This is a genomic window from Trujillonella endophytica, assembly GCF_900110555.1.
Lineage (GTDB): Bacteria > Actinomycetota > Actinomycetes > Mycobacteriales > Geodermatophilaceae > Trujillonella > Trujillonella endophytica.
This window is the reverse complement of the sequence record NZ_FOEE01000009.1, coordinates 63346-85407: the sequence shown is the minus strand read 5'-3', so window position 1 is coordinate 85407 and position 22062 is coordinate 63346. Positions and strand designations below refer to the sequence as shown.

At 73.8% G+C, this 22062-nt stretch carries 21 protein-coding genes; 14 read left to right on the top strand and 7 right to left on the bottom strand.

Features of this window, described 5'->3' with window-relative positions:
- The first annotated feature begins 61 nt into the window (after positions 1 to 61).
- From BMY88_RS14980 to BMY88_RS14960, 5 genes are all read left to right on the top strand, one after another.
- Positions 62 to 538: a pyridoxamine 5'-phosphate oxidase family protein gene (locus tag BMY88_RS14980; protein WP_091945000.1), complete on the top strand. Its 477-nt coding sequence runs from the start codon at positions 62 to 64 to the stop codon at positions 536 to 538.
- Positions 539 to 590: 52 nt separating this feature from the next.
- Positions 591 to 1457 (top strand): mycofactocin-coupled SDR family oxidoreductase, encoded by an 867-nt coding sequence (locus BMY88_RS14975; RefSeq protein WP_091944997.1) that lies wholly within the window; start codon positions 591 to 593, stop codon positions 1455 to 1457.
- A gap of 2 nt (positions 1458 to 1459) precedes the next feature.
- Positions 1460 to 2407, top strand: a complete 948-nt coding sequence (locus tag BMY88_RS14970; RefSeq protein ID WP_091944994.1) for a zinc-dependent alcohol dehydrogenase — start codon at positions 1460 to 1462, stop codon at positions 2405 to 2407.
- A gap of 72 nt (positions 2408 to 2479) precedes the next feature.
- Complete coding sequence (locus BMY88_RS14965; RefSeq protein ID WP_091944991.1) at positions 2480 to 3457, top strand: alpha/beta hydrolase; 978 nt, start codon at positions 2480 to 2482, stop codon at positions 3455 to 3457.
- Positions 3458 to 3561: 104 nt separating this feature from the next.
- Positions 3562 to 4248: an IclR family transcriptional regulator gene (locus tag BMY88_RS14960; protein WP_091944988.1), complete on the top strand. Its 687-nt coding sequence runs from the start codon at positions 3562 to 3564 to the stop codon at positions 4246 to 4248.
- Between the two features lie 73 nt (positions 4249 to 4321).
- Here BMY88_RS14960 and dmpG read toward each other — a convergent pair whose 3' ends face one another.
- Genes dmpG through BMY88_RS14945 form a run of 3 tightly spaced genes read right to left on the bottom strand, consistent with a single transcriptional unit; the run spans position 4322 to position 7154 of the window.
- Positions 4322 to 5347: a 4-hydroxy-2-oxovalerate aldolase gene (gene dmpG / locus BMY88_RS14955; RefSeq protein WP_091944985.1), complete on the bottom strand. Its 1026-nt coding sequence runs from the start codon at positions 5345 to 5347 to the stop codon at positions 4322 to 4324.
- Positions 5344 to 6300, bottom strand: coding sequence for an acetaldehyde dehydrogenase (acetylating) (locus BMY88_RS14950; RefSeq protein ID WP_091944981.1), 957 nt, complete (start codon positions 6298 to 6300; stop codon positions 5344 to 5346). The genes dmpG and BMY88_RS14950 overlap by 4 nt, the downstream gene beginning before the upstream one ends.
- Positions 6297 to 7154 carry a 2-keto-4-pentenoate hydratase gene (locus BMY88_RS14945; RefSeq protein WP_091944978.1) on the bottom strand — a complete coding sequence of 286 codons (858 nt, stop codon included), beginning with the start codon at positions 7152 to 7154 and terminating at the stop codon, positions 6297 to 6299. Before BMY88_RS14945 ends, BMY88_RS14950 begins: the two co-directional genes overlap by 4 nt.
- A 109-nt stretch (positions 7155 to 7263) precedes the next feature.
- Here BMY88_RS14945 and BMY88_RS14940 point away from each other — a divergent pair, with 109 nt between their 5' ends.
- The 8 genes from BMY88_RS14940 to BMY88_RS14905 all read left to right on the top strand — a co-directional run bounded on the left by BMY88_RS14940 (position 7264) and on the right by BMY88_RS14905 (position 15873).
- Positions 7264 to 8037, top strand: a complete 774-nt coding sequence (locus BMY88_RS14940) for an IclR family transcriptional regulator (RefSeq protein ID WP_211435674.1) — start codon at positions 7264 to 7266, stop codon at positions 8035 to 8037.
- A 135-nt stretch (positions 8038 to 8172) separates the two neighbouring features.
- The gene (locus BMY88_RS14935; RefSeq protein WP_091944974.1) at positions 8173 to 9831 is read left to right on the top strand and encodes a bifunctional 3-(3-hydroxy-phenyl)propionate/3-hydroxycinnamic acid hydroxylase; all 1659 of its coding nucleotides are present in this window, start codon (positions 8173 to 8175) and stop codon (positions 9829 to 9831) included.
- Between the two features lie 80 nt (positions 9832 to 9911).
- A complete protein-coding gene (locus BMY88_RS14930; RefSeq protein ID WP_091944971.1) occupies positions 9912 to 10883 on the top strand; it encodes a 3-carboxyethylcatechol 2,3-dioxygenase in 972 nt (323 codons plus the stop codon).
- Positions 10880 to 11725 carry an alpha/beta fold hydrolase gene (locus BMY88_RS14925; RefSeq protein WP_091944968.1) on the top strand — a complete coding sequence of 282 codons (846 nt, stop codon included), beginning with the start codon at positions 10880 to 10882 and terminating at the stop codon, positions 11723 to 11725. Before BMY88_RS14930 ends, BMY88_RS14925 begins: the two co-directional genes overlap by 4 nt.
- On the top strand, positions 11722 to 12069 hold the full coding sequence (locus tag BMY88_RS14920; RefSeq protein WP_139220489.1) for an ArsR/SmtB family transcription factor: 348 nt from the start codon (positions 11722 to 11724) through the stop codon (positions 12067 to 12069). The genes BMY88_RS14925 and BMY88_RS14920 overlap by 4 nt, the downstream gene beginning before the upstream one ends.
- 7 nt (positions 12070 to 12076) lie before the next feature.
- Positions 12077 to 13627: an acyl--CoA ligase family protein gene (locus BMY88_RS14915; protein WP_091944962.1), complete on the top strand. Its 1551-nt coding sequence runs from the start codon at positions 12077 to 12079 to the stop codon at positions 13625 to 13627.
- Positions 13624 to 14652 carry a phosphotransferase family protein gene (locus BMY88_RS14910; protein ID WP_211435673.1) on the top strand — a complete coding sequence of 343 codons (1029 nt, stop codon included), beginning with the start codon at positions 13624 to 13626 and terminating at the stop codon, positions 14650 to 14652. The genes BMY88_RS14915 and BMY88_RS14910 overlap by 4 nt, the downstream gene beginning before the upstream one ends.
- A 9-nt stretch (positions 14653 to 14661) precedes the next feature.
- A complete protein-coding gene (locus BMY88_RS14905; protein ID WP_091944959.1) occupies positions 14662 to 15873 on the top strand; it encodes an acyl-CoA dehydrogenase family protein in 1212 nt (403 codons plus the stop codon).
- Positions 15874 to 15898: 25 nt separating this feature from the next.
- On the opposite strand, the gene BMY88_RS14900 is transcribed toward BMY88_RS14905, so the two are convergent.
- Genes BMY88_RS14900 through BMY88_RS14885 form a run of 4 tightly spaced genes read right to left on the bottom strand, consistent with a single transcriptional unit; the run spans position 15899 to position 20482 of the window.
- Positions 15899 to 16705: an SDR family NAD(P)-dependent oxidoreductase gene (locus tag BMY88_RS14900; RefSeq protein ID WP_091944956.1), complete on the bottom strand. Its 807-nt coding sequence runs from the start codon at positions 16703 to 16705 to the stop codon at positions 15899 to 15901.
- The gene (locus BMY88_RS14895; RefSeq protein WP_091944952.1) at positions 16702 to 17475 is read right to left on the bottom strand and encodes an SDR family NAD(P)-dependent oxidoreductase; all 774 of its coding nucleotides are present in this window, start codon (positions 17473 to 17475) and stop codon (positions 16702 to 16704) included. The genes BMY88_RS14900 and BMY88_RS14895 overlap by 4 nt, the downstream gene beginning before the upstream one ends.
- Before the next feature lie 14 nt (positions 17476 to 17489).
- Complete coding sequence (locus BMY88_RS14890; RefSeq protein WP_211435672.1) at positions 17490 to 18473, bottom strand: alpha/beta hydrolase fold domain-containing protein; 984 nt, start codon at positions 18471 to 18473, stop codon at positions 17490 to 17492.
- Positions 18470 to 20482, bottom strand: coding sequence for a flavin-containing monooxygenase (locus tag BMY88_RS14885; RefSeq protein WP_091944949.1), 2013 nt, complete (start codon positions 20480 to 20482; stop codon positions 18470 to 18472). The genes BMY88_RS14890 and BMY88_RS14885 overlap by 4 nt, the downstream gene beginning before the upstream one ends.
- Before the next feature lie 294 nt (positions 20483 to 20776).
- Here BMY88_RS14885 and BMY88_RS14880 point away from each other — a divergent pair, with 294 nt between their 5' ends.
- The gene (locus BMY88_RS14880) at positions 20777 to 22057 is read left to right on the top strand and encodes an acyl-CoA dehydrogenase family protein (protein WP_091944945.1); all 1281 of its coding nucleotides are present in this window, start codon (positions 20777 to 20779) and stop codon (positions 22055 to 22057) included.
- Positions 22058 to 22062: the final 5 nt, after the last annotated feature.

Genomic DNA, 22062 nt, shown 5'->3' with positions numbered 1-22062 from the left:
AGAATGATGTTCTCTGTGGGCAGAATCATTGCCGACGACCTTCGGCGTGGAAGGAAACGGAATGAGCGAGCAGCGCAGGGGCAGGCGGATCGCGTTGTCCCCCGAGGAGCGCGACCGGTTCCTGCGCGAGCAGCGCACCTGCCGGGTGGGGACCGTCGGACCGGACGGCCGGCCGCACGTCACCGCGCTCTGGTTCGTCTGGGACGGCACCGCTTTGTGGCTCAACTCCCTGACCGGCAGCCAGCGCTGGGCCGACCTCATGCGGTCGCCCGCCGTCAGCGTGCTGGTCGACTCCGGGCACGAGTTCCTGGAGCTCGCCGGGGTGGAACTCGTGGGGGACGTCGAGGTCGTCGGCGAGGTGCCGCGGACCTCCGCGCCGCACCCGGACCTGGCCACACCCGAGCGCCTCTTCGGCGACAAGTACGCCGACGGGCAGGGCTTCTCCGCCGACGGTCGGCACGCCTGGCTCCGCCTCGTGCCCGAGAAGATCGTCAGCTGGGACTTCTCGAAGCTCGCGGCTCCCGCCGCGGGCTCCTGACCCACCGCAGCACCACCCCACCACCACCACCACCAACAACGGAGGAACAGCCATGTCGGGACGCCTGGAGGGAAAGGTCGCGCTCATCACGGGCGCGGCTCGGGGCCAGGGGCGCAGTCACGCCGTCCGGCTGGCCGAGGAGGGCGCCGACATCATCGCCGTCGACATCTGTGCCCAGATCGAGTCCAACCTGTACCCGCTGTCCACCCCGGAGGACCTGGCGGAGACCCAGCGGCTGGTCGAGGCGCTGGACCGGCGCATCGTGACCCGGCAGGCCGACGTGCGGGAGCGGGCGCAGTTGCGCGAGGCCGTCGAGGCGGGCGTCGCCGAGCTGGGCGGGCTCGACATCGTCGCGGCCAACGCCGGGATCATGCCGATGCGCCAGGGCGAGGACGCGGACGCGATGGACTTCGTCGACGCCTCGGACGTCGACCTGCTCGGCGTCATGAACGCCGTCGCGGCGGCGATCCCGCACCTGCGCGACCACGGCTCGATCATCGTCACCGGCTCGACCGCCGGCATGCTCAAGGGCGCGGCCGACAACCCCGCCTTCGGGCCCGGCGGTGCCGGCTACAGCTGGGCCAAGCGCACGCTCATCTCCTACGTCGAGCAGATGTGCCTGGCCCTCGCGCCCCGCTTCATCCGGGTCAACGCCATCCACCCGACCAACGTCAACACCCACCTGCTGCACAACGACGAGCTGTACCGGGTCTTCCGGCCCGACCTCGAGAAGCCGGAGCTGGACGACGTCAAGGCGGCGTTCGTCGCGTGGCAGGCCATGCCCATCCCGTGGGTGGAGCCGGTCGACATCTCCAACCTCGTCCTCTTCCTGGCCAGCGCGGAGTCCCGGTACATCACCGGTCAGCAGATCCGCGTCGACGCCGGCTCGCTGATCAAGCACGCCGGCGCGGTGGGGTAGGGATGCGGGCGGTACGAGGCTCCGAGGGCGCGCCGGTCCTGGTCGAGCTCGACGAGCCCCCGGGTCACCCGGGCGAGGTCATCACGATGCGGGCGGTCGGCATCTGCGCCTCCGATCTCGGCTACCTGGCCGCGGGCACGACCAAGGTCCTCGGCCACGAGCTGTCCGGCGTCCGGGCCGACGGCACACCCGTCATGGTCGAGGGCATGTTCGGCTGCGGCGAGTGCGACTACTGCCGCGAGGGCCGCAACAACCTCTGCGCGCTGTCGACCCAGCGCGCGCTCGGGATCCTGCAGGACGGCGGCATGGTCGAGCAGTACCAGGTGCCCGGCCACAAGCTGATCCCGCTGCCCCGCGGGCTGGACTCGGGCAGCGCCTCGCTGGCGGAGCCGGCCTCGGTGTCGTGGCACGGCGCGCGGATGGGCGGCGTGGGTCCCGGCACGCGGGTCGTGGTGATCGGCGGCGGCAGCGTCGGCCAGCTCGCCGCCGCCGCGGCCACGGCCCAGGGAGCGGACGAGGTCGCGCTCGTGGCGCGGCACCCGCACCAGCACGCGGCGCGGGAGCGCCTCGGGTTCGCCGAGCCCGACGGCGACCTCTACGACGTGGTGATCGAGGCGGCCGGCTCGGGCAGCGCGCTGCACGCGGCCGTGGACCTGGTGCGCCCGGGCGGGCGGATCTCGATCCTCGGCGTCCACTACGGCGGCCTGGACGTGCCCTACACCTCGCTGCTGCGCAAGGAGGTCACGCTGGTGGCGTCGCTGGGGTACTCGGCGTTCGAGGGGCGGCGCGAGATGCAGCAGGCGGCGGAGATGCTCGCCGCCCGTCCGGAGATCGCCGACACCCTGATCACGCACCGGTTCCCGCTCGAGGACGCCGCGGAGGCGTTCCGGGTCGCGGCGGACCGCAGCATCGGCGGGATCAAGGTCGTCGTCGACGTCGCCCCCGCGTGACCGGGTGCCCGGCGGCCCCGGCCGGTGGTGTGGGATGACCGTCGGAACCACTCCCTGCCGTCTGGAGGCCGCATGCCCGCGATCGACGTGACCGCCCGGGTCGAGCCGGGGACGCTGGAGATCTTCCCGCTCCTGCCCCGCTGGGACTTCACGAGCATCGACACGATCCGGGCCACCTACGCGGCGGCCGGAGCGCCGCCGGCGCCGCCGGACCCGCGCGTCCGGCGCACCGACGAGGTGGTGGCCGGGACCGACGGGCGCCCCGACGTGCGGGTGCGCTGGTACCGCCCGGCGGACGCGGACGCGGACGGGCCGCTGCCGTGCCTGGTCTGGCTGCACGGCGGCGGCTACATCATGGGCACCCTGGACGAGAACGACGGCCGGCTGGACCGGATGGTGGTCGAGCTCGGCTGCGCCGTCGTCTCCGTCGACTGGCGGCTCGCCCCCGAGCACCCCTATCCGGCCGGGCTGGACGACGCGGAGACCGTCTGGACCCGGGTCGCCGAGGACGCCGCTGCCCTCGGCGTCGACCCGGCGCGGCTCGTCGTGGGCGGGGCCAGCGCCGGCGCCGGGCTGGCCGCCGCGCTCTGCCTCCGGCTGCGGGACCTCGGGCGCCCCCAGCCGGCGCTGCAGCTGCTCGTCTACCCGATGCTCGACGACCGGGAGGTGACGGCGTCCATCCGCGCGATCGAGGAGCCCGGCCACCCGGGGCTGTGGAGCATCCGCGCGCAGCGACTCGCCTGGGCGGCCTACCTCGGGCCCCTGGCCGGCGGGGACGTCCCGCCGACGGCGGCGCCGGCGCGCGCGCAGGACCTGACCGGGCTCGCGCCGGCCTTCCTGGGCGTCGGGGACGTGGACGCCTACCTCGACGAGAACGTCGACTACGCCGTCCGGCTGTCCGGGGCCGGCGTGCCGACGGAGCTGCACGTCTACCCCGGGGTCATCCACGGCGGGTTCGGCGCCCCGCCCCGGACGCCGCGCACCGCCCAGTTCCTGCGCGACATCTACGAGGCCCTCCGCGCCGTGTTCGCCCCGCCGACGGCGGGCTGAGCGAGGCCGGCCGGGCGGCTCGCGGCCCGGCCGGCGTCCCCCTCCCGGGGTGGTGCCACGGCGGTGCGGGCCGGAGGGGCCGGGGGGCGTCGTACCCTGCCGGTGTGCCCCCGGCCCAGGAACGTTCGCCCCAATCGGGGACCCAGACGCTCGCGCGCGGCCTCAACGCGCTGCTCGCCGTCGTGGAGTCCCCGACCGGGATGACCGTGCAGGACCTCGCGCGCACGCTGGACGTGCACCGGTCCATCGCCTACCGCATCCTGCAGACACTCGCCGACTACGGCTTCGTGCACGCCGGCCGTGACGGCCGCTATCACGCGGGCGCCCGCCTCGCGGCGCTGTCCCACTCCTACCTGCCGGGTCTGCGGTCCGCGGCCCTGCCGGTGATGCAGGAACTCGCCGACCGGGTCGGGGCGTCGGTGGCCCTCTTCGTGGTCGAGGGCGAGTCCGCCGTGGCGATCGAGATGGCCTGGCCGATGGCCGCTGGGCACCACATCGCCTTCCGCCAGGGCGAGCGGGCACCGCTCGACCGCGGCGCCGCGGCGTATGCGCTCCGCTCGGCGCTCCCCGCGGATCCGGCGGACCCGGAGCCCGTGGTCCGGGTCCGGGAGGCGGGCTTCGCCTACAGCCAGTCCGAGGTCGAGGCGGGGGCGCACGCCGTCGCCGCCCCGATCCGGGGCGTGCACCCGCGGGCCTGCCTCGCGCTCATCACCCACCTCGAGCAGCGGGCGCTCGACGCCACCGCCAGCGTGGTGAAGGCCGCCGACTCGCTGAGCGCGACGGTGCGCTGAGCCGGCGCGGGAACGGGACCCCGCCGCCCGGGGCCGTGCCCCGGGCGGCGGAGGAGACCTCGGGTCCGGCCGGTCAGGCCTTCGCCGAGACCAGGTCGAGGGCGATGTCGACGATCATGTCCTCCTGGCCGCCGACCAGGTTGCGGCGACCGCATTCGAGCAGGATCGACCGCACGTCGAGGTCGTAGCTGGCCGCCGCGGCCTCGGCGTGCCGGAGGAAGCTCGAGTACACCCCGGCGTAGCCGAGGGTGAGGGTCTCGCGGTCCACCCGCACGGGACGGTCCTGCAGCGGTCGCACGATGTCGTCGGCCGCGTCCTGCAGCGCGAAGACGTCGCACCGGTGGTCGAAGCCGTAGATGTCGGCGACCGCGATGAAGGCCTCGATCGGGGTGTTGCCGGCACCGGCTCCGTGGCCGGCCAGCGAGGCGTCGACGCGGTACACGCCGTTCTCCACCGCCACGACCGAGTTGGCCACCGACAGCGACAGGTTCTCGTGCGCGTGGATGCCGATCTCGGTGTCGGCGTCCAGGACCTCCCGGTAGGCGCGGACCCGCTCGGCCACACCGGTCAGCGTGAGCCGGCCGCCGGAGTCGGTGACGTACACGCAGTGCGCGCCGTAGGACTCCATCAGCTTGGCCTGCCGGGCCAGCTCCTCCGCCGGCGCCATGTGGCTCATCATCAGGAAGCCGGAGACGTCCATGCCGATCTCGCGGGCGGTCGAGATGTGCTGCGCGGAGACGTCCGCCTCGGTGCAGTGCGTGGCGATCCGCACCGAGCGCACGCCGAGGCTGTAGGCGTGCTTGAGCTCCTCGACCGTCCCGACGCCGGGCAGCAGGAGCGTGGTGAGCCGGGCGCGCTGCAGCACGTCGGCGGCGGCCTCGATCCACTCCCAGTCGGTGTTCGAGCCGGGGCCGTAGTTCAGCGACCCGCCGGCGAGACCGTCACCGTGGGCGACCTCGATGGCGTCGACACCCGCGGCGTCGAGGGCCGTGACGATGCGCTGGACGTCGGCCGGGCTGATGCGGTGCCGGATGGCGTGCATGCCGTCCCGCAGCGTCACGTCCTGGACGAAGATCGGCGTGCCCTGGGCGTCGCTCATCGCGCGTTCTCCTTCGCAGCCGCGATCCGCTCGGCGACCTGGAGGCCGGCGGAGGTCATGATGTCGAGGTTGCCGGCGTAGGCCGGCAGGTAGTGCGCCGCTCCCTCGACCTCGAGGAAGACGGACACGCGGTGGGTCGGCCGGGTCGTCGTCCCCTCGGCGAGCAGGGTCTCGACCGGCTGGTCGGCGGGGATCTCGGTGATCTGCACCTGCTGCTTGAGCCGGTAGCCGGGCACGTAGGCGGCGACGTCCCCGACCATCTTCTCGACGGACGCGCGGATCTCGTCGTGGAGGGCCTCGTCCGGGGCCACGACCAGGCAGAACACCGTGTCGCGCATGATCAGCGGCGGCTCGGCGGGGTTGAGGATGATGATCGCCTTGCCCCGCGCGGCGCCTCCGACGCTGACGATGGCCTGCGACGTCGTCTCGGTGAACTCGTCGATGTTGGCCCGCGTGCCGGGGCCGGCCGACTTCGACGCGATGGAGGCGACGATCTCCGCGTACGGCGTGGGCGCGATCCGGGAGACCGCGGCGACGATCGGGATGGTCGCCTGGCCGCCGCAGGTGACCATGTTGAGGTTCTCGGCGTCCAGGTGCTCGTCGAGGTTGACCGCGGGCACGACGTAGGGCCCCAGCGCCGCGGGCGTCAGGTCGATCAGCCGCTTGCCGTACGGCGCGAGCGCGGCCGCGTTGGCCTTGTGGGCCGACGCCGACGTCGCGTCGAAGACGATCTCGATCTCGTCGAACCCGGGCATCGCGATGAGGCCCTCGACGCCCTCGTGGGTCGTGGGCACCTTCATCCGGGAGGCGCGGCGGAGCCCGTCGGAGCCCGCGTCGATGCCCACCATCGCGCCCATCTCCAGGTTGGCGGAGCCGCGCAGGACCTTGATCATCAGGTCGGTGCCGATGTTGCCCGACCCGATGATGGCCACCTTGGTCTTCTTCGCTGTCATGCCTGGTCCTCCCGGGTGCTGAACTGTGCGGTGACGGAGCCGAGGCCGCTGATCGCGGCGGTGACGGTGGCGCCCGGAGGGATCGGGCGCATGGGGCCCAGGGCCCCGGACAGGACGACCTGGCCCGCACGCAGCGGCTCGCCGAAGGTGCGGGCCTGGTGGGCGAGCCAGGCGACGGCGACCAGCGGGTCGCCGAGGCAGGCGGCACCGGTGCCGGTCGAGACCTCCTCGCCGTCGATGCTCATCGACATGGTCACGTCGACGGGTTCGAGGTCGTCGAGGCTGCGGCGCTGACCGCCGAGCACGTAGACGCCGGACGACGCGTTGTCCGCGACCGTGTCCGCGAAGGAGATGTCCCAGTCCGTGATGCGGCTGTCGACGATCTCCAGTGCCGCCACGGCGTGGTCGATCGCCGCGCGGACCTGGGCGAGGTCCAGGGGGCCCTCGGCCAGGTCCTCGGCGAGGACGAAGGCGACCTCCGCCTCGGCCTTGGGCTGGATCAGCCGGGACAGCGGGATGACCGTGTCCTCGGCGTAGACCATGTCGTCGAAGAGCACGCCGAAGTCGGGCTGGTCCACCCCGAGCTGCCGCTGCACCGCCTCCGACGTCGCCCCGATCTTGCGGCCGACGACGCGGGCGCCGCGCGCCGCCTTGGCGGCGTTGAGCCCCTGCTGGACCTGGTACGCGGCCGCGACGTCGTCGCGGCCGATGAGGTCGCGGACGGGGGCGCAGGCGACGCCGGAGAAGTGCGCGGCGACCAGGCGGTCGACGGCGGCCGCGACCCGGTCGGGCGCGACGGTGGTGGTGGGCGCGGTCACGGGCCCACCCGGGACCTGGTACTGGCTGGTGCTCATGCTCCGCTTCCGGCCGGCGACGTGGTGTGTGGCGACTGTCCCTCCGCGGGCGTCCCGGATCCAGCCCCGCGTCTCGCTCAGCGATACGGTGGCCGGCCGGAGGTGCGACGTGGGCGAGGAGACGGACCGCAACACCGTCCTGGGCAAGGCCGTGACGATCCTGCGCGCGTTCGCCCCCGACGACCAGGTCGTCGGGCTGGCCGAGCTGGTGCGGCGGACCGGGCTGCACAAGGCGACGGTGCACCGGCTGGTGGGGGAGCTGGTGGGCAACCGCCTCCTCGACCGGGTCGACGGCGGCTACCGGCTCAGCGGGGGTCTGTTCGAGCTGGGCATGCGGGCCTCGGTGGAACGCAGCCTGCTCGAGCTCGCGATGCCGTTCCTGCAGGACCTCTACGAGCGCACGCACGAGACCGTGCACCTGGGCATCCGGGAGAGCGCGGAGGTGGTCTACGTGGCCAAGATCGGCGGGCACCGTCAGGCCGCGACGCCGTCCCGGACCGGCGGGCGGATGCCGCTGCACTGCACGGCGCTGGGCAAGGTGCTGCTCGCCCATGCCGGTCCGGAGCTGCGGCGCGAGGTGCTGGCCGGCCCGCTGGAGCGGCGCACCCCGCGCACGATCGTGGCGTCGGGGATCCTCGCCCGGCAGCTGGACGAGGTGCTCGAGGCGGGGGTCGCCTTCGAGCACGAGGAGTCGGCCGTGGGCATCACCTGCGTCGCCGCGCCGGTCCTGGTCGGCGGCACCGACGCCGTCGCCGCGATCAGCGTGACCGGCCCGACGACGCGGCTGCGACCCGAGCAGCACGTCACCGCCGTCCGCGCGGCCGCCGCGGGGCTGGCGAGCACGATCGCCCGCCGGCGCTCCCTGCCGGGCGGGGCCCCCTGACCGGTCCGCGCACCGCCGGGATCCGGCCGGGGGCGGTCGGCGCGAACCCCGTGCCACCCTTGACCCGGTATGTCACCGCTGTTACGTTTTGGCTCACATACTTCAACGCTTGTTGCATATAACGAACGAGGTGGCATGGCGCACTGGGACGTGGTGATCGTCGGAGCCGGCCCCGTCGGACTCATGACGGCGAACCTGCTGGGGCAGTACGGAGTTCGCGCCCTGGTGGTGGAGGACCGCGCCGAGATCATCGACTACCCCCGGGGTGTCGGCATGGACGACGAGTGCCTGCGCACCTTCCAGACCGCCGGGCTGGTCGAGCAGGTGCTGCCGCACACCGTGCCCAACCAGCGGCTGATCTTCCTGAACGGGGACAAGAAGGTCCTCGCGGAGATCGCGCCGCGCACCGACGAGTACGGCTGGCCCCGCCGCAACGGGTTCGTCCAGCCCCTCGCGGACAAGGTGTCGCTCGGTGGCCTCGACCGCTACCCCCACATCGAGGTGCGCTGGAGCACCCGGATGAGCGGCCTGCGCCAGGACGACGCCGGCGTGACGCTCACCCTGGACGGTCCGGAGCCCGGTGAGGTGACCGCCTCCTACGTCGTCGGTGCCGACGGCGGCCGCAGCGCCACCCGCACCGCACTCGGCATCGGGTTCGAGGGCAAGACCTCCAGCACCCGGTGGCTGGTCGTCGACCTGCGCAACGACCCGCTCGGCCAGCCCGGGGCCATCGTCGGCGCCGACCCGCGCCGTCCCTATGCCTCCATCAGCATCCCGCACGGCATCCGCCGCTTCGAGTTCATGCTGTTCGACGGCGAGACCGAGGAGATGGTCGAGGAGCCCGGCTTCATCGCCGACCTGCTCACCGGCTTCGTGCCCGACCCCGAGCGGGTCGACATCGTGCGCCAGCGCGTCTACACCCACCACTCGCGGATCGTGTCGGACTTCCGGGCCGGCCGGGTGCTCCTGGCCGGCGACGCCGCGCACCTCATGCCCGTGTGGCAGGGGCAGGGCTTCAACAGCGGGATCCGCGACGCGAGCAACCTCGCGTGGAAGCTCGCCGCCGTGCTCCAGGGCCGCTGCGACGCGAGCCTCCTGGACAGCTACGACGCCGAGCGGCACGGCCACGCCCGCTCGATGATCGACCTGTCCACCCTCGTCGGCCGGGTCATCTCGCCGACCAACAAGCTCGTGGCCCGGGCCCGCGACGTGTTCTTCCGCGGCATCACGGCGATCCCCTCGGCCAAGCGGTACCTGGTCGAGATGCGCTTCAAGCCCATGCCGACCTTCACCAGCGGGGCGCTCAGCTTCGCCGAGTCCGTCGCGCAGCCCTCCCCGGTCGGCCGGCTGTTCCCGCAGCCCCGGGTCGACACGCGGGCGCAGCAGGACGTCCGGCTGGACGACGTCCTCGGCCCGTGGTTCGCCCTCCTCGTGTGGAACAACGACCCGCGGGCGCTGCTCGACGACGACGCGCTGGCCCGCTTCCAGCGGCTGGGCGGCCGGCTCGTCGCGCTGCGCCCGGCGTGCCAGCTCTCCTGGCCCGACCAGGACTCCGACGACGTGACCGTGGTCGGGGACCGGACCGGCCGGCTCAAGGAGTGGTTCGACACCCGGGGCGACACCGTCGTCCTGGTCCGGCCCGACCGCGTCGTCGCCGGCGCCTCCCCGGCCCAGCGGGCGTCGTCGATGGTGCGGGCGGTCGCCGACGCGATCGGGCTGATCCCGGCTCCCGGCGACAGCCCGGCCGGGACGGCGGCCCGGCCCGCCGGCGCCCGCGAGGCCGTCCAGGCCTGAGCGCCGGCGCGTCCGGGCGGGTACCGCCCGGACGCCTGTCCCGGCACCGGTCGGTGGCGGAGAACCGAGAGGAGAGCCCCGTGCCCATCGCCCTCGTCGCGACCTCGCACTCGCCGCTGATCGGCAAGAACGACCCAGCGCCCGAGGTGCGGGCCGAGGTGGACCAGGTGCTCGGCGCGGCGCGCGACTTCGTCGCGGACTTCGACCCCGAGCTGGTCGTGATCTACGCGCCCGACCACTACAACGGCTTCCTGTACGACATGATGCCGCCGTTCTGCGTGGGCGCCGCGGCCACCGCGGTCGGCGACTACGGCCTGCCGGCCGGCCCGCTCGACGTCGACCGGGACGTGGCGTACGCGCTCGCCCGTGGCGCGCTGGAGGCCGGCGTGGACCTCGCACTGTCGGAGGCCATGCAGGTCGACCACGGGTTCGTGCAGCCGCTGACGTTCCTCTTCGACTCGCTGACCAGCGTCCCGGTGGTCCCGATCTTCATCAACTGCGTCGCCGAGCCCCTCGGTCCGGCCTCCCGCGCGCGGCACCTGGGTCAGGCGATCGGCCGGACGCTGGCCGGCCTCGACCGGCGGGTGCTCGTGCTCGGCTCGGGCGGGCTGTCGCACGATCCGCCGGTGCCGCGACTGGCCGAGGCCCCGCCGGAGGTCGCGCAGCGCCTCACGCACGGGCGCAACCCGACGGCGGAGCAGCGGGCCCAGCGCGAGGGCCGCACCCTGGCTGCCGCCGTCGAGTTCGCCGGTGGGGCCACCGGGCTCCGTCCGCTCAACCCCGACTGGGACCGGCTGGTGCTGCGCGCCCTGGCCGACGGTGACCTCGGCGCGGTCGACGGGCAGAGCAACGACTGGTTCGTCGCCGAGGGCGGGCACTCCGCCCACGAGGTCCGCACCTGGATCGCGGCCTTCGCCACCCTCGGCGCCACGGGGCCCTACACCGTGCGCTCCTCGTTCTACCGGCCGATCCCGGAGTGGATCGCCGGCTTCGCGACCGTCACCGCCGTGCCGCAGCCGAGCGCGGCCTCTCTCGAACAGGCAGCCCGATGAGCATCTGGACCTCGATCAACCACCTGCCGCTGACCCAGCGCTACGTGCAGGTGGGGGAGTGGCGCACGCGGGTGCTCGAGACCGGTGAGGGTCCCGCCCTGGTGCTCATGCACGGCACCGGCGGGCACGTGGAGGCGTTCACCCGCAACCTGGAGGCGCTCGCCCGCGACCACCGGGTGATCGCCTACGACTTCCCCGGCCACGGATACACCACCCACGCCGACCGGGACCTGGAGATCGCCGACTACGTCGACCACCTCCGGCAGCTGATGGAGGTGCTGGGCATCTCCTCCGCGCACCTGTGCGGGGAGTCGCTCGGCGGCTGGGTCGCCATCAAGTTCGCCGCGGCCCACCCGGAGCTCGTCGACCGGCTGGTGCTGAACACCCCCGGCGGCACCATGGCGACCCCCGAGGTGATGGAGCGCATCCGCTCGCTGAGCCAGGCGGCCGCGGACGACCCGTCCCCGGAGCGGATCCGCGCCCGGCTGGAGTGGCTGATGGCCGATCCGTCGTCGGTCACCGACGAGCTCGTCGACGTCCGGCGCGGCATCTACTCGCAGCCCGGCTTCGCCGACTCGATGCGGCACCTGCTGTGCCTGCAGGACCCCGAGATCCGGGCCCGGAACCTGGTCAGCGACGACGAGCTCCGGTCGATCCGGAACCCGGCGCTGGTGATCTGGACCTCCGACGACCCGTCGGGTCCCGCCGGCGCCGGGATGGCCATGGCGGACACGCTGCCGGGTGGGGAGTTCCAGCTGATCTCGGGCGCCGGCCACTGGCCCCAGTGGGAGCAGCCGGAGGCCTACGACCGGCTGATGCTCGACTTCCTCACCGGCCGGTGAGCGCAGTGGGCCAGGACCCCGCCCGGACGGTCGAGTTCTTCCGGGTGCTCGCCCACCCGACCCGCCGCCACATGCTGCGGCTGATCGCCTCGGGCGAGGAGGTGGCGCGCGGCGCGATCGAGGAGTCGACGGGGCTCGCGCCGGACATGGCCAGCTACCACCTGCGGGTCCTGGTCGTGGCCGACGTGGTCGAGCTGCGCCGACGGGGACGGAAGGTGTTCTACGCCCTGCGCCGGGACACCGTCGGCGAGGTGGTCGACCGGCTGGCCGAGGTCGCCGGGGCCGAGGTCGCCGGCTCGGCGGTGCCCGCACCCGCCGCCGGGGCGCGCGCGGGGAGCAGGTGAGCGCGGAATGGCCGACTTCACCTTCGCCGAACTGACCCCGACCGACTTCCTGCGCCGGTCCGGGGAGGTCCACGGCGAGCGCACGGCGATCGTCGACGGCGCGCTGAGATTCACCTACCGGGAGTTCTTGGACCGGGCGCTGCGGCTCACCGGGCTGCTGGCCGCGGCGGGCGTCGAGCCCGGCGACCGCGTGGCCGCGCTCTGCACGAACAGCCACGTGATGCTCGAGGCGCACAACGGCGTCCCGATGCGCGGCGCGGTGCTGGTCCCGCTGAACGTCCGGCTGTCGGTTCCCGAGCTGGCCTACGTCCTCGAGCACTCCGGTGCCCGGCTGCTGCTGGCCACCGCGGACCTCGCCGAGCGGGCGCGGCAGGCGGCCGACGGGCTCGGCGTCCGGGTGGTCGTCGCCGGCGCGGGCTCGGAGTACGAGGACCTGCTGGCGCGCGCGGAGCCCGCTCCGGTGCCCTGCGCCGACGAGCGCGGGGTGCTCGGGATCAACTACACGAGCGGCACCACGGGCCGGCCCAAGGGCGTGCTGGTCCACCACCGCGGGGCCTACCTGCAGAGCCTGGCGCTCACCGTGCACACCGGCATGGGCGCCGGAGCGCGGTACCTGTGGACGCTGCCGATGTTCCACTGCAACGGCTGGTGCCTCACCTGGGGCGTGACCGCCCTCGGCGGCACGCACGTCTGCCTGCCGGGCATCGACGTCCCCCGGATCTGGGAGCTTCTGCGCGCCGACGCGGTGACCCACTTCAGCGCGGCCCCCACCGTGCTGACCATGCTGGCCGCCGCGCCGGAGGCGGAGGGCCCGGCGCCGGCGAACCGGGTCGCCGTCCAGACCGGTGGCGCTCCGCCGACGCCGACCCTGCTGGCCCGGCTGGACGGCCTGGGCCTGGACGTGCTGCACCTCTACGGGCTGACGGAGACGTTCGGCCCGATCGCCGTCAACGACTGGCAGCCCGCCTGGGACGAGCGCCCGGCCGACGAGCAGGCGCGCCTGCGCGCCCGGCAGGGCGTCGGCAACGTCATCGCCACGCCCCTGCGGGTGCTCGACGCCGACGGCGCGGACGTGCCGCGGGACGGCGTCACCATCGGGGAGATCGTGGCGCGCGGCAACGACGTGATGCTCGGCTACTACCGGGACCCGGCGGCGACCGAGGCGGCCACCGTCGACGGCTGGTTCCGCACCGGCGACCTGGGGGTGCACCACCCGGACGGCTACGTCGAGCTCCGGGACCGCGCCAAGGACGTGATCATCTCCGGCGGGGAGAACATCGCCTCCGTCGAGGTCGAGCGCGCCCTCGATGCCCACCCCGACGTCGTCGAGTCCGCCGTCGTCGCGGCGCCCGACGAGCGGTGGGGAGAGGTGCCGGTCGCCTTCGTGACGGTGCGGCCGGGAGCGTCGCTGGAGCCCGAGGACCTGATCGCGTTCCTGCGCACCAGCCTGGCGGGCTTCAAGGTCCCCCGGCGGTTCTCCTTCACCGAGCTGCCGAAGACCTCGACCGGCAAGATCGAGAAGGCGACGCTGCGCGCCCGGCTGCGCGGCCCGTCGTGACGCACCCCGGCCTGGACCTGGCAGCACTGCGCGCCCGCATGGTCGCCGTGGGCGTGCCGGTCGCCGGGCCGCTGGTGGCCGAGCTCGTCGCGGGCGGCCGGTCCAACCTGACCTTCTCGGTCACGGACGGGGTCTCGCGGTGGGCCGTGCGCCGCCCGCCGCTGGCCGGCCTGACCGCCTCCGCGCACGACGTGGCCCGGGAGTACCGGGTGACGAGCGCGCTGGTCGGGGCCGTCCCCGTCGCCCGGCCGGTGGACCTGTGCGAGGACGTGTCCGTGACGGGCGCGCCGTTCACGGTCGTCGAGTGGGTGGACGGCGCCGTGGTCCGGGATCGCGACGACCTCGCGGCGCTGTCCGACGACGACGTCGAGCGGACGACGGCGGCGCTGGTCGACGTGCTCGTGGCGCTGCACGCCGTCGACGTCGACGCCGTCGGGCTGCGCGGCCTCGGGCGGCCCGAGGGGTTCCTCGAGCGGCAGGTCCGGCTGTGGCGCCGGCAGTGGGACCAGGTCCGCACCCGTGACCTGCCCGACCTCGAGCGCCTGCACGGGCTGCTCGCCGCCGCCGTCCCCGCGGAGTCCGCGGCCACCGTCGTGCACGGCGACTACCGCATCGACAACGCCATCCTGAGCCGGTCGGACCCGGCGCAGGTGCTCGCGGTCGTCGACTGGGAGCTGTCCACGCTGGGCGATCCGCTGACCGACGTGGCGCTGATGTGCGTCTACCGCCATCCCGCGCTGGACACGATCCTCGGGATCCCCGCGGCGTGGACCAGCGACCGGCTGCCGTCGGCCGACGCGCTCGCCGAGCGCTACGCCCGCGGCGCCGGCCGGGACCTGGCGGGATGGCCGTTCTACCTGGGCCTGGCCCACCTGAAGCTCGCGGTCATCGCCGAGGGCATCGCCCACCGCGCCGGTGCCGGAGCCGATGCCGGCCGCGACGCCGCGCGGGCGAGCGAGGCCGTCCCCGAGCTGGTCGCGGCCGGACTCGCGGCGCTGGGCCGCCGCACCACGTCATCCACCTGAGGGAGAGCAGTGAGCAGCACGACCGATCCGACGGGTCCCGAGGCCGACGTTCCGCAGCTGGTGGAGCGCACGCGGGAGTTCGTCCGCACCGAGGTGCTGCCGGTCGAGGACCGGTTCGACGGGGACGTGACGGCGGCCGGCGGGGACGACCTGCGGCGGCAGCTGCAGGCCGGCGCCCGGGAGCGCGGGCTGCTGACCCCGCACGCCCCGGTGGAGCTCGGCGGGCTGGGCCTGTCGATGGTCGGGCGCGCGCGGGTCTTCGAGGCCGCGGGCACGTCGCTGTTCGGGGGCCTGGCGATCAACGCGGCGGCGCCGGACGAGGGCAACGTGCACCTGCTGGCGCACGTGGCCACCCCGGCGCAGCGCGAGGAGTTCCTCGCGCCGCTCGTGCGCGGGGACGTGCGGTCGGCCTTCGCGATGACCGAGCCCGCGCCCGGCGCGGGCTCCGATCCCTCGGCGCTGACCACGCGGGGGACGCGGGTCGCCGGCGGGTGGCGGATCGACGGCCGGAAGACCTTCATCACCGGTGCCGACGGCGCCGGCTTCTTCATCGTCATGGCCCGGACGCGGGGCGAGGCCGGGGACCGCGGGGGCGGCACGATGTTCCTGGTGCCGGGTGCGACGGCCGGACTCGAGGTGGGCCGGCACGTGCCCACGATGGACCGGTCCATGGTCGGCGGGCACTGCGAGGTGACGTTCGAGGGCGTCGTCGTCCCGGACGAGGCGGTGCTCGGCGAGGTCGACGAGGGGTTCCGCTACGCGCAGGTGCGGCTGGGACCGGCCCGGATGACCCACGTGATGCGGTGGCTGGGTGCCGCCGTCCGCGCGCACGAGGTCGCGGTGGAGTACGCCGTCGCGCGGCGGGGCTTCGGCAGCGCGGTCGCCGAGCTCGGCCCGGCGCAGCAGCTCATCGCCGAGAACGAGATCGACCTGGCCGCCACCCGGGCGCTGCTGGACGTGGCGTGCGCCGCCCTGGACGCCGGCTCGGCCGCCGCGCAGGAGACGTCGATCGCCAAGACGTTCGGCGGCGAGGCGATCGGGCGGGTCGTGGACCGCGCGATGCAGCTGTGCGGCGGACTCGGCGTCTCCGCCGACCTGCCGATCGCCCGCATCGCCCGCGAGGTGCGTCCCTTCCGGGTCTACGACGGGCCGTCGGAGGTGCACCGCTTCGCGATCTCCAAGCGCGCCGCCAAGGCCGCTCGGGGCCGCCTCTCGTCCTGACCCGGACGCCGGGCCCGGGCGCGGTTCACCCGGCCACGGGGGAGCCGGGGCCCTCCCAGCCGGGCAGCAGCCCGTACCGGTGCGTCAGCCCCGGCAGGTTGATCCGCTTCGGCAGGAGCTCGTCGGCGTCGGGTGAGTCGACGAGCCACACGATCGCGGGGCCGATGGACTCCGGGGGCGACACGGGCGCCCCGGAGTACTTCTCCAGGTACTCGGCGAGCTTCTCGCCGTAGGCGACGATGCCGGGCTCGACGGTGAAGGCCCGGATGCCCCGGTCGCCCAGCTCGGCGTTCACGATGCCGGCGAGGCGGTCGATGCCTGCCTTGCCGGCGGCGTACGCGAAGCTCCACCCGTTCGTGGCGACGGACGCGCGGGGCTGCAGGGTCGCCACCCCGGAGCTCATGTTCACGATCGTCCCGCGGCCGTGCTCGAGCATGAGCGGCAGCGCCCGCCGGCAGAGCAGGGCGGGGGCGACGACGTCGGCCTCCAGGCTGGCGGCGAGCTCGTCCAGCGAGGTGTCGAGCAGGACGGTCGCCATCGCCGGCCCCTGGTAGACCCCGATGTTGCACAGGACGTCGCAGCGGCCGAAGCGGTCGACGGCGGCCTCGGCGAAGGCGCTGACCGACGCCCGGTCGGCGAGGTCGGCGGAGACGGGCAGCGCGGCCCCGCCCGCGGCCCGCACCTGGTCGGCCACGGCCTCCAGCCGGGCCTGGTCCCGCGCCGTGAGGGCGACGTCGAAACCGGCGCGCGCGAGCTCCACGGCCGTGTTCGCCCCCATGCCGCGGCTCGCCCCGGTCACCCACGCCACCCGCCGTGCACCCGTGGCGGTCATCGGGCGCTGAACCCACCGTCGATGTAGAGCTCCGAGCCGGTGACGAACGCGGCGTCGTCGCCGGCGAGGTAGGCGACGCCGGCGGCGACCTCTTCGGGCCGGCCGAGGCGGGCCATCGGCGTGACGTCGAGCATCACCTGCTGCATCCCGGCCGACGCACCGCCTTGCTCGGTGGACGCCGACCCCAGCAGACCGGTGTCGATGAAGCCGGGGTGGATGGAGTTCACCCGGATGCCGTCGCGGGCCCAGTGCACCGCGGCGTTCTTGGTGAGCACCCGGACCGCGCCCTTGGCGGCGTGGTAGGCGGGGGAGCCGCCGAAGCCGCCGCTGGCGCCGAAGATCGAGCTGATGTTGACCACCGAGGCGTGCGGGGAGGCGCGGAGCGCGGGCGTAGCGCACCGCATGCCGAGGAACACCCCGGTCTGCAGGATGGCGATGCTCCGCTCCCACGCGGCGAGGGTCACGTCCTCGATGGACTCGCGCTCGCCGTGCACCCCGGCGTTGTTGACCAGCACGTCGAGGGCGCCGAATCGTTCGACGGTGGCCTCGACCGCGTGCTGCCAGTCCGTCTCCGAGGCCACGTCGTGGTGCAGGTAGGCGGCCCGCGCGCCGTTCGCGGCGAGCGCCGCCACCACGGCCCGTCCCCGCTCGTCGTCGATGTCGGTCACCACGACGGCGGCGCCCTCCGCGGCCAGCCGGTACGCCGTGGCCTCGCCGATCCCGTTGGCCGCTCCCGTGACCAGGGCGACCCTGTTGCTCAGCCGGTCCATCGTGTCTCCCGTCCTCAGCGGAGCAGCGTGCGCCGCAGCCACGCCGTCCGGGTCTCGACCATCGCCGCCGACAGCCGGGCGGTCGGGGCCTCCATGTCGAAGGCGTGGAAGCCCCCCGGCCACACGTGCAGCTCGCACTCGCCGCCGTCCGCCCACAGCTGCGAGGCGTAGGCGACGTCCTCGTCGCGGAACACCTCGGCGCTGCCGACGTCGATGTAGGTCGGGGGGAGTCCCGAGAGGTCCGGCGCCCGCCCGGGGGCCGCGTACGCCTCGACGGCGTCGGTTCCTCGGCGGTCGCCCAGGTAGGCGTCCCAGCCGGTGTCGTTGCTGCCGCGGTCCCACCGGCCGAAGCCGTCGAACTGGCGGCTGGACACCGTGTCGTTGCGGTCGTCGAGCATCGGGTAGATCAGCACCTGCGCGGCGAGCGCCGGGCCGCCGGAGTCCCGGACCCGCAGGGCCAGGCCCGCCGCCAGGCCGCCGCCCGCGCTCGCGCCCGCCAGGACCAGCCGGCCGGGGTCGACGCCGAGGGGGGCGGCCTCGGCGGCCAGCCAGGACAGCGCGGCGGCGCAGTCGTCGAGCGCGGCGGGGTAGGGGTGCTCCGGGGCCAGCCGGTACTCGACGGTCACCAGGACGGCGTCCAGGTCCTCCACCCAGCCCAGCACCGGGCCCAGGCCGAAGAAGCGGTCGCCGATGACCAGCCCGCCGCCGTGCAGGTAGAGGACCGCCGGCCCGCCCCGCCGGCGGTCGGGGCGCTCGAGGACGGTGACCGTCACGTCCGGTGCGCCCGGGAGGCCGGGGACCGTGTGGTCGGTCGCGATGATCGGGCGCCCGGCGAGCGCGTGCGCGGCCGTGGACGCGATCACCGGGCGGACCACCGGGATCATCTCGGGCGCGAGGGTCACCCGGTCGCGCGCGTACGGCGCGTGGACCTGGATCAGCTCGGTGTCGTAGGGCGGGACCGCCCGGACCGCGGCGACGGGCACCTCCGGCGCGGTCACTCGACGACCAGGTCGGCGCCGAAGCGCGGGTGCACGGCGTCGTACTGGTCGAGGAGGGTCTCGTCGATCTCCAGCGGCGCGTCCGCCGTCCGGCGGCCCGCGGGATCGCGCAGCCAGTTCCAGAGCAGCCTCGTGTCGAGCGGATTGTTGGCCGCCGACCGGCCGAAGTCGTTCTGGTAGTAGTTGGACTGCCGCGGGTCCATGTAGGTCATGAACTGCTCGGCGGCGTCCAGGACCCCGTTGAAGCGCCAGTACGCGTCCTCGGTGACCTCGACGGACCGCCGCCGCTGCTCGAGCAGTCCGGCGATGCTCTCCAGCGCGAACCGGGTCGTGAGCTCCTCCATGTCGACGACCTGCATGCCCGACAGGGTGTTCGTGTTGGGTCCGTAGACCATGAAGAAGTTCGGGAAGCCCGGGAGCATCGAGCCGAGGTAGGCGCGGGCGCCGTCCTTCGCCCAGAGTTCCTCGATCCGCCGGCCGCCCCGGCCGCGGACCTCCATCGGCCACAGGAAGTCGTTGGCCCGGAAGCCCGTCGCCAGCACGATGACGTCGACCTCGTGACGGGTCCCGTCGGGCAGCTCGACGGCGTCCTCGGTGACCCGCCGGACGCCCCGGGTCTCGAGCGTGACGTCGTCGCGCAGGAGCATGTCGAGGATGCTGTGGTCCTGGTCGACCAGGACCGGGCGGGCCGACATCGGCGGCGCCGTCGGCGTCATCGCCTCCAGCAGGTCGGGGCGGGACCCCAGCTTCTTCCGCAGGAACGCCATCCGCTCGTCCCGGATCGCCTTGTTGACCGCGCTCACCGCGTGCTCGTCGGCGAAGTCCGGATCGACGAGCAGCGCGGTCAGCGTGTTCTGCGGGCGCTGCATGTAGGAGACCGAGAAGCGGGAGAAGTTGGTCAGGTAGGGGAGGTTGCGGTCCAGCCAGGTGACCTGGTCCGGATACGGATCGAGGTAACCGGGCGCGTGGTAGATCCAGTTCGGCGACCGCTGGAACACGTACACGTGCTCGGCGTCGGCCACGATCTCGGGGATCAGCTGGTAGCCGGTGCACCCGGTGCCGATCACGGCGACCCGCGCGCCGGTGAGGTCCAGGTCGGCCGGCCACCGGGCGGTGTGGCACCACCTGCCCCGGAACTGCTCGATCCCCGGGAGCTTCGGGATGTTCGGCCGGGACAGGAAGCCGACCGCGCTGATGACGGCGTTCGCGCGCCAGGTGCGGGTGCCGTCCAGATCCTCCGCCGTGACCTCCCAGACCTGCTCGGCGTCGTCCCACACGATGGACGTCACCTCGGTGTGCAGCCGGATGGCGTCGCGCAGGTCGAAGGTGTCGGCGACCCAGTTGAAGTACCCCTCGTTCACCTCCTGCGGGCAGTAGGGGTACGGGTGCGGGAAGTCGACGCCGTAGACGTGCGTGTAGACCCGGCTGGGGGAGTCCACCCGCGCTCCCGGGTAGCGGTTCTCGTACCAGGTGCCGCCGACCGCGGAGTTCTTCTCCAGCACCGTGAAGGCGATGCCGGCCTGCTTCAGCAGTGCCGCCGCGTTCAGACCGCCCATGCCGGCCCCGATGACGAGCACCGAGAAGTCCGCCGTCCCCTCGGGCGGGGTCCCCTCCGGCCAGCGCAGGCCACGGGCCAGCGGGTCGAGCGCCAGCTCCTCCACCCACAGCTCCAGCTCGCGCGGGTCCACCTCGACGCCGGCCGTGAGGCTCAGGCTCCGGTGCAGCCGCTCCCGGGGGCCGATGGGCAGGTCGCCGGCGCCGGAGTCCCGGTACTCCCGGAGGAACGCGGCCGCCTTCGCCCGGATCCGCTCGACGTCGGACCGCTCGGCGATGCGGTACATCTCCCGGCACCCGCCGACCACCGTCATCGCCAGCGGGACGTCGACGAGTTCCTCGTCCCCCGTGAGCTGGTACAGCAGCCCGCGGAGCACCATCGGGTCCGCATGGCGTACCGCGTCGTCGATCGTCTCGTCGCCGGCCTCGAGCAGCTCTGGTCTACCGCGCGTCATGCCCCACCCCTCGGTGCTCCCGCGGCCGCGGCGCGGCGCGGGTCACTCCTTGCTCTGAGCGCTGACGCCATGTGGTCTACGTCTCTGTCAGTGCGTCGTTCTTAGGCCCCGGAACCGGGTTCTGGCAAGGGTCGCCCGGGAACCTCGCGTCGAACGGCTCGTCGTCCGGCTGGTGTTCTTGCGTTTCAGAACGAGGTTCTGTCAGGCTGCGGTGGGGGCGCCCGACCGTCCCCGACCTGCCCGGTGGCGCCGCTGCGCGCGCGACCCGGCGACCCGAGGAGAAGAGGAACCCCGATGGCGTGGGACTTCAGCACCGACCCGGAGTACCAGGAGAAGCTCGACTGGGCCCGGGAGTTCGTCCGGACGAAGGTCAAGCCGCTGGACTACGTCTGGCCCTCGGACCAGTTCAAGCGGCCGTACGCCGACGAGGTCCGCGCGATCGTCGGTCCGCTCAAGCAGGAGGTGCGCGACCACGGCCTGTGGGCGACGCAGCTCGGACCCGACCTCGGGGGGCAGGGGTACGGGCAGCTGAAGCTGGCCCTGCTGCACGAGGTCATCGGCCAGAGCCGCTGGGGAGCCTCGATCTTCGGGACCATGGCCCCGGACACCGGCAACGCCGAGATCCTCGCGGCGTACGGCACGGAGGACCAGAAGGCGGAGTACCTCGAGCCGCTCCTGGGCGGTGACATCGTGTCGTGCTTCGCCATGACCGAACCCGCTGGCGGTGCCGACCCGTCGCAGTTCACCACCCGGGCCGTCCGGGACGGCGACGAGTGGGTGATCACCGGCGACAAGTACTGGGCCTCGCACGCGCGATGGGCGGAGTTCCTCATCGTCATGGCGGTCACCGACCCCGACGCCCCGCTGACCAGCCGCATGTCGATGTTCATCGTGCCGAAGGGCACGCCCGGGATGACGTTCGTGCGTCAGACCGGCCTCTGGGGGGAGACCCCGGACGACGGCGCGCACGCGCTGATCGAGTTCCGCGGGGCCCGCGTGCCGGCGGACTCGATCCTCGGCGCCCCGGGGGAGGCGTTCGCCGTCTCGCAGACCCGGCTCGGCGGCGGCCGGCTGCACGCGGCCATGCGCGCGATCGGGGACTGCCAGAAGGCCATCGACATGATGGCCGAGCGCGCCCTCTCCCGGCGCACCAAGGGGCAGCTGCTCGCCGACAAGCAGGCCGTGCAGATGGACCTGGCCAACTCCTACGCCCAGCTGGCCCAGTTCCGGCTGTACGTCCTCTACACGGCGTGGCAGTACGACCAGTGCCACGACTGGCGGCAGGTCCGCAAGGACGTCTCGGCGATCCAGATCCTGGTCGGCTCGGTCATCCACGACATCGCACGCCGCGCGGTGCACATGCACGGGGCTCTCGGCATCAGCAACGAGCTGCCCCTGATGAGCATCCTGCACGGCGGGGAGATCCAGGCCCTGACCGACGGCCCGACCGAGGTGCACCAGGTCGTCCTCTCGAAGCTGCTGCTGCGGGACTACACCGCGGGCGACCCGGTGTGGCCGAGCGAGTTCCTGCCGCACCGCAGGGAGCAGGCACGCAAGGACCTCGGCCTCGTCTGATGCGG

Bases quoted from the DNA above. Each gene is read 5' to 3' on its own strand.
- BMY88_RS14980 (WP_091945000.1), top strand. From the start codon at position 62: ATGAGCGAGCAGCGCAGGGGCAGGCGGATCGCGTTGTCCCCCGAGGAG.
- BMY88_RS14975 (WP_091944997.1), top strand. From the start codon at position 591: ATGTCGGGACGCCTGGAGGGAAAGGTCGCGCTCATCACGGGCGCGGCT.
- BMY88_RS14970 (WP_091944994.1), top strand. From the start codon at position 1,460: ATGCGGGCGGTACGAGGCTCCGAGGGCGCGCCGGTCCTGGTCGAGCTC.
- BMY88_RS14965 (WP_091944991.1), top strand. From the start codon at position 2,480: ATGCCCGCGATCGACGTGACCGCCCGGGTCGAGCCGGGGACGCTGGAG.
- dmpG (WP_091944985.1), bottom strand. From the start codon at position 5,347: ATGAGCGACGCCCAGGGCACGCCGATCTTCGTCCAGGACGTGACGCTG.
- BMY88_RS14950 (WP_091944981.1), bottom strand. From the start codon at position 6,300: ATGACAGCGAAGAAGACCAAGGTGGCCATCATCGGGTCGGGCAACATC.
- BMY88_RS14945 (WP_091944978.1), bottom strand. From the start codon at position 7,154: ATGAGCACCAGCCAGTACCAGGTCCCGGGTGGGCCCGTGACCGCGCCC.
- BMY88_RS14935 (WP_091944974.1), top strand. From the start codon at position 8,173: ATGGCGCACTGGGACGTGGTGATCGTCGGAGCCGGCCCCGTCGGACTC.
- BMY88_RS14925 (WP_091944968.1), top strand. From the start codon at position 10,880: ATGAGCATCTGGACCTCGATCAACCACCTGCCGCTGACCCAGCGCTAC.
- BMY88_RS14915 (WP_091944962.1), top strand. From the start codon at position 12,077: ATGGCCGACTTCACCTTCGCCGAACTGACCCCGACCGACTTCCTGCGC.
- BMY88_RS14900 (WP_091944956.1), bottom strand. From the start codon at position 16,705: ATGACCGCCACGGGTGCACGGCGGGTGGCGTGGGTGACCGGGGCGAGC.
- BMY88_RS14895 (WP_091944952.1), bottom strand. From the start codon at position 17,475: ATGGACCGGCTGAGCAACAGGGTCGCCCTGGTCACGGGAGCGGCCAAC.
- BMY88_RS14885 (WP_091944949.1), bottom strand. From the start codon at position 20,482: ATGACGCGCGGTAGACCAGAGCTGCTCGAGGCCGGCGACGAGACGATC.
- BMY88_RS14880 (WP_091944945.1), top strand. From the start codon at position 20,777: ATGGCGTGGGACTTCAGCACCGACCCGGAGTACCAGGAGAAGCTCGAC.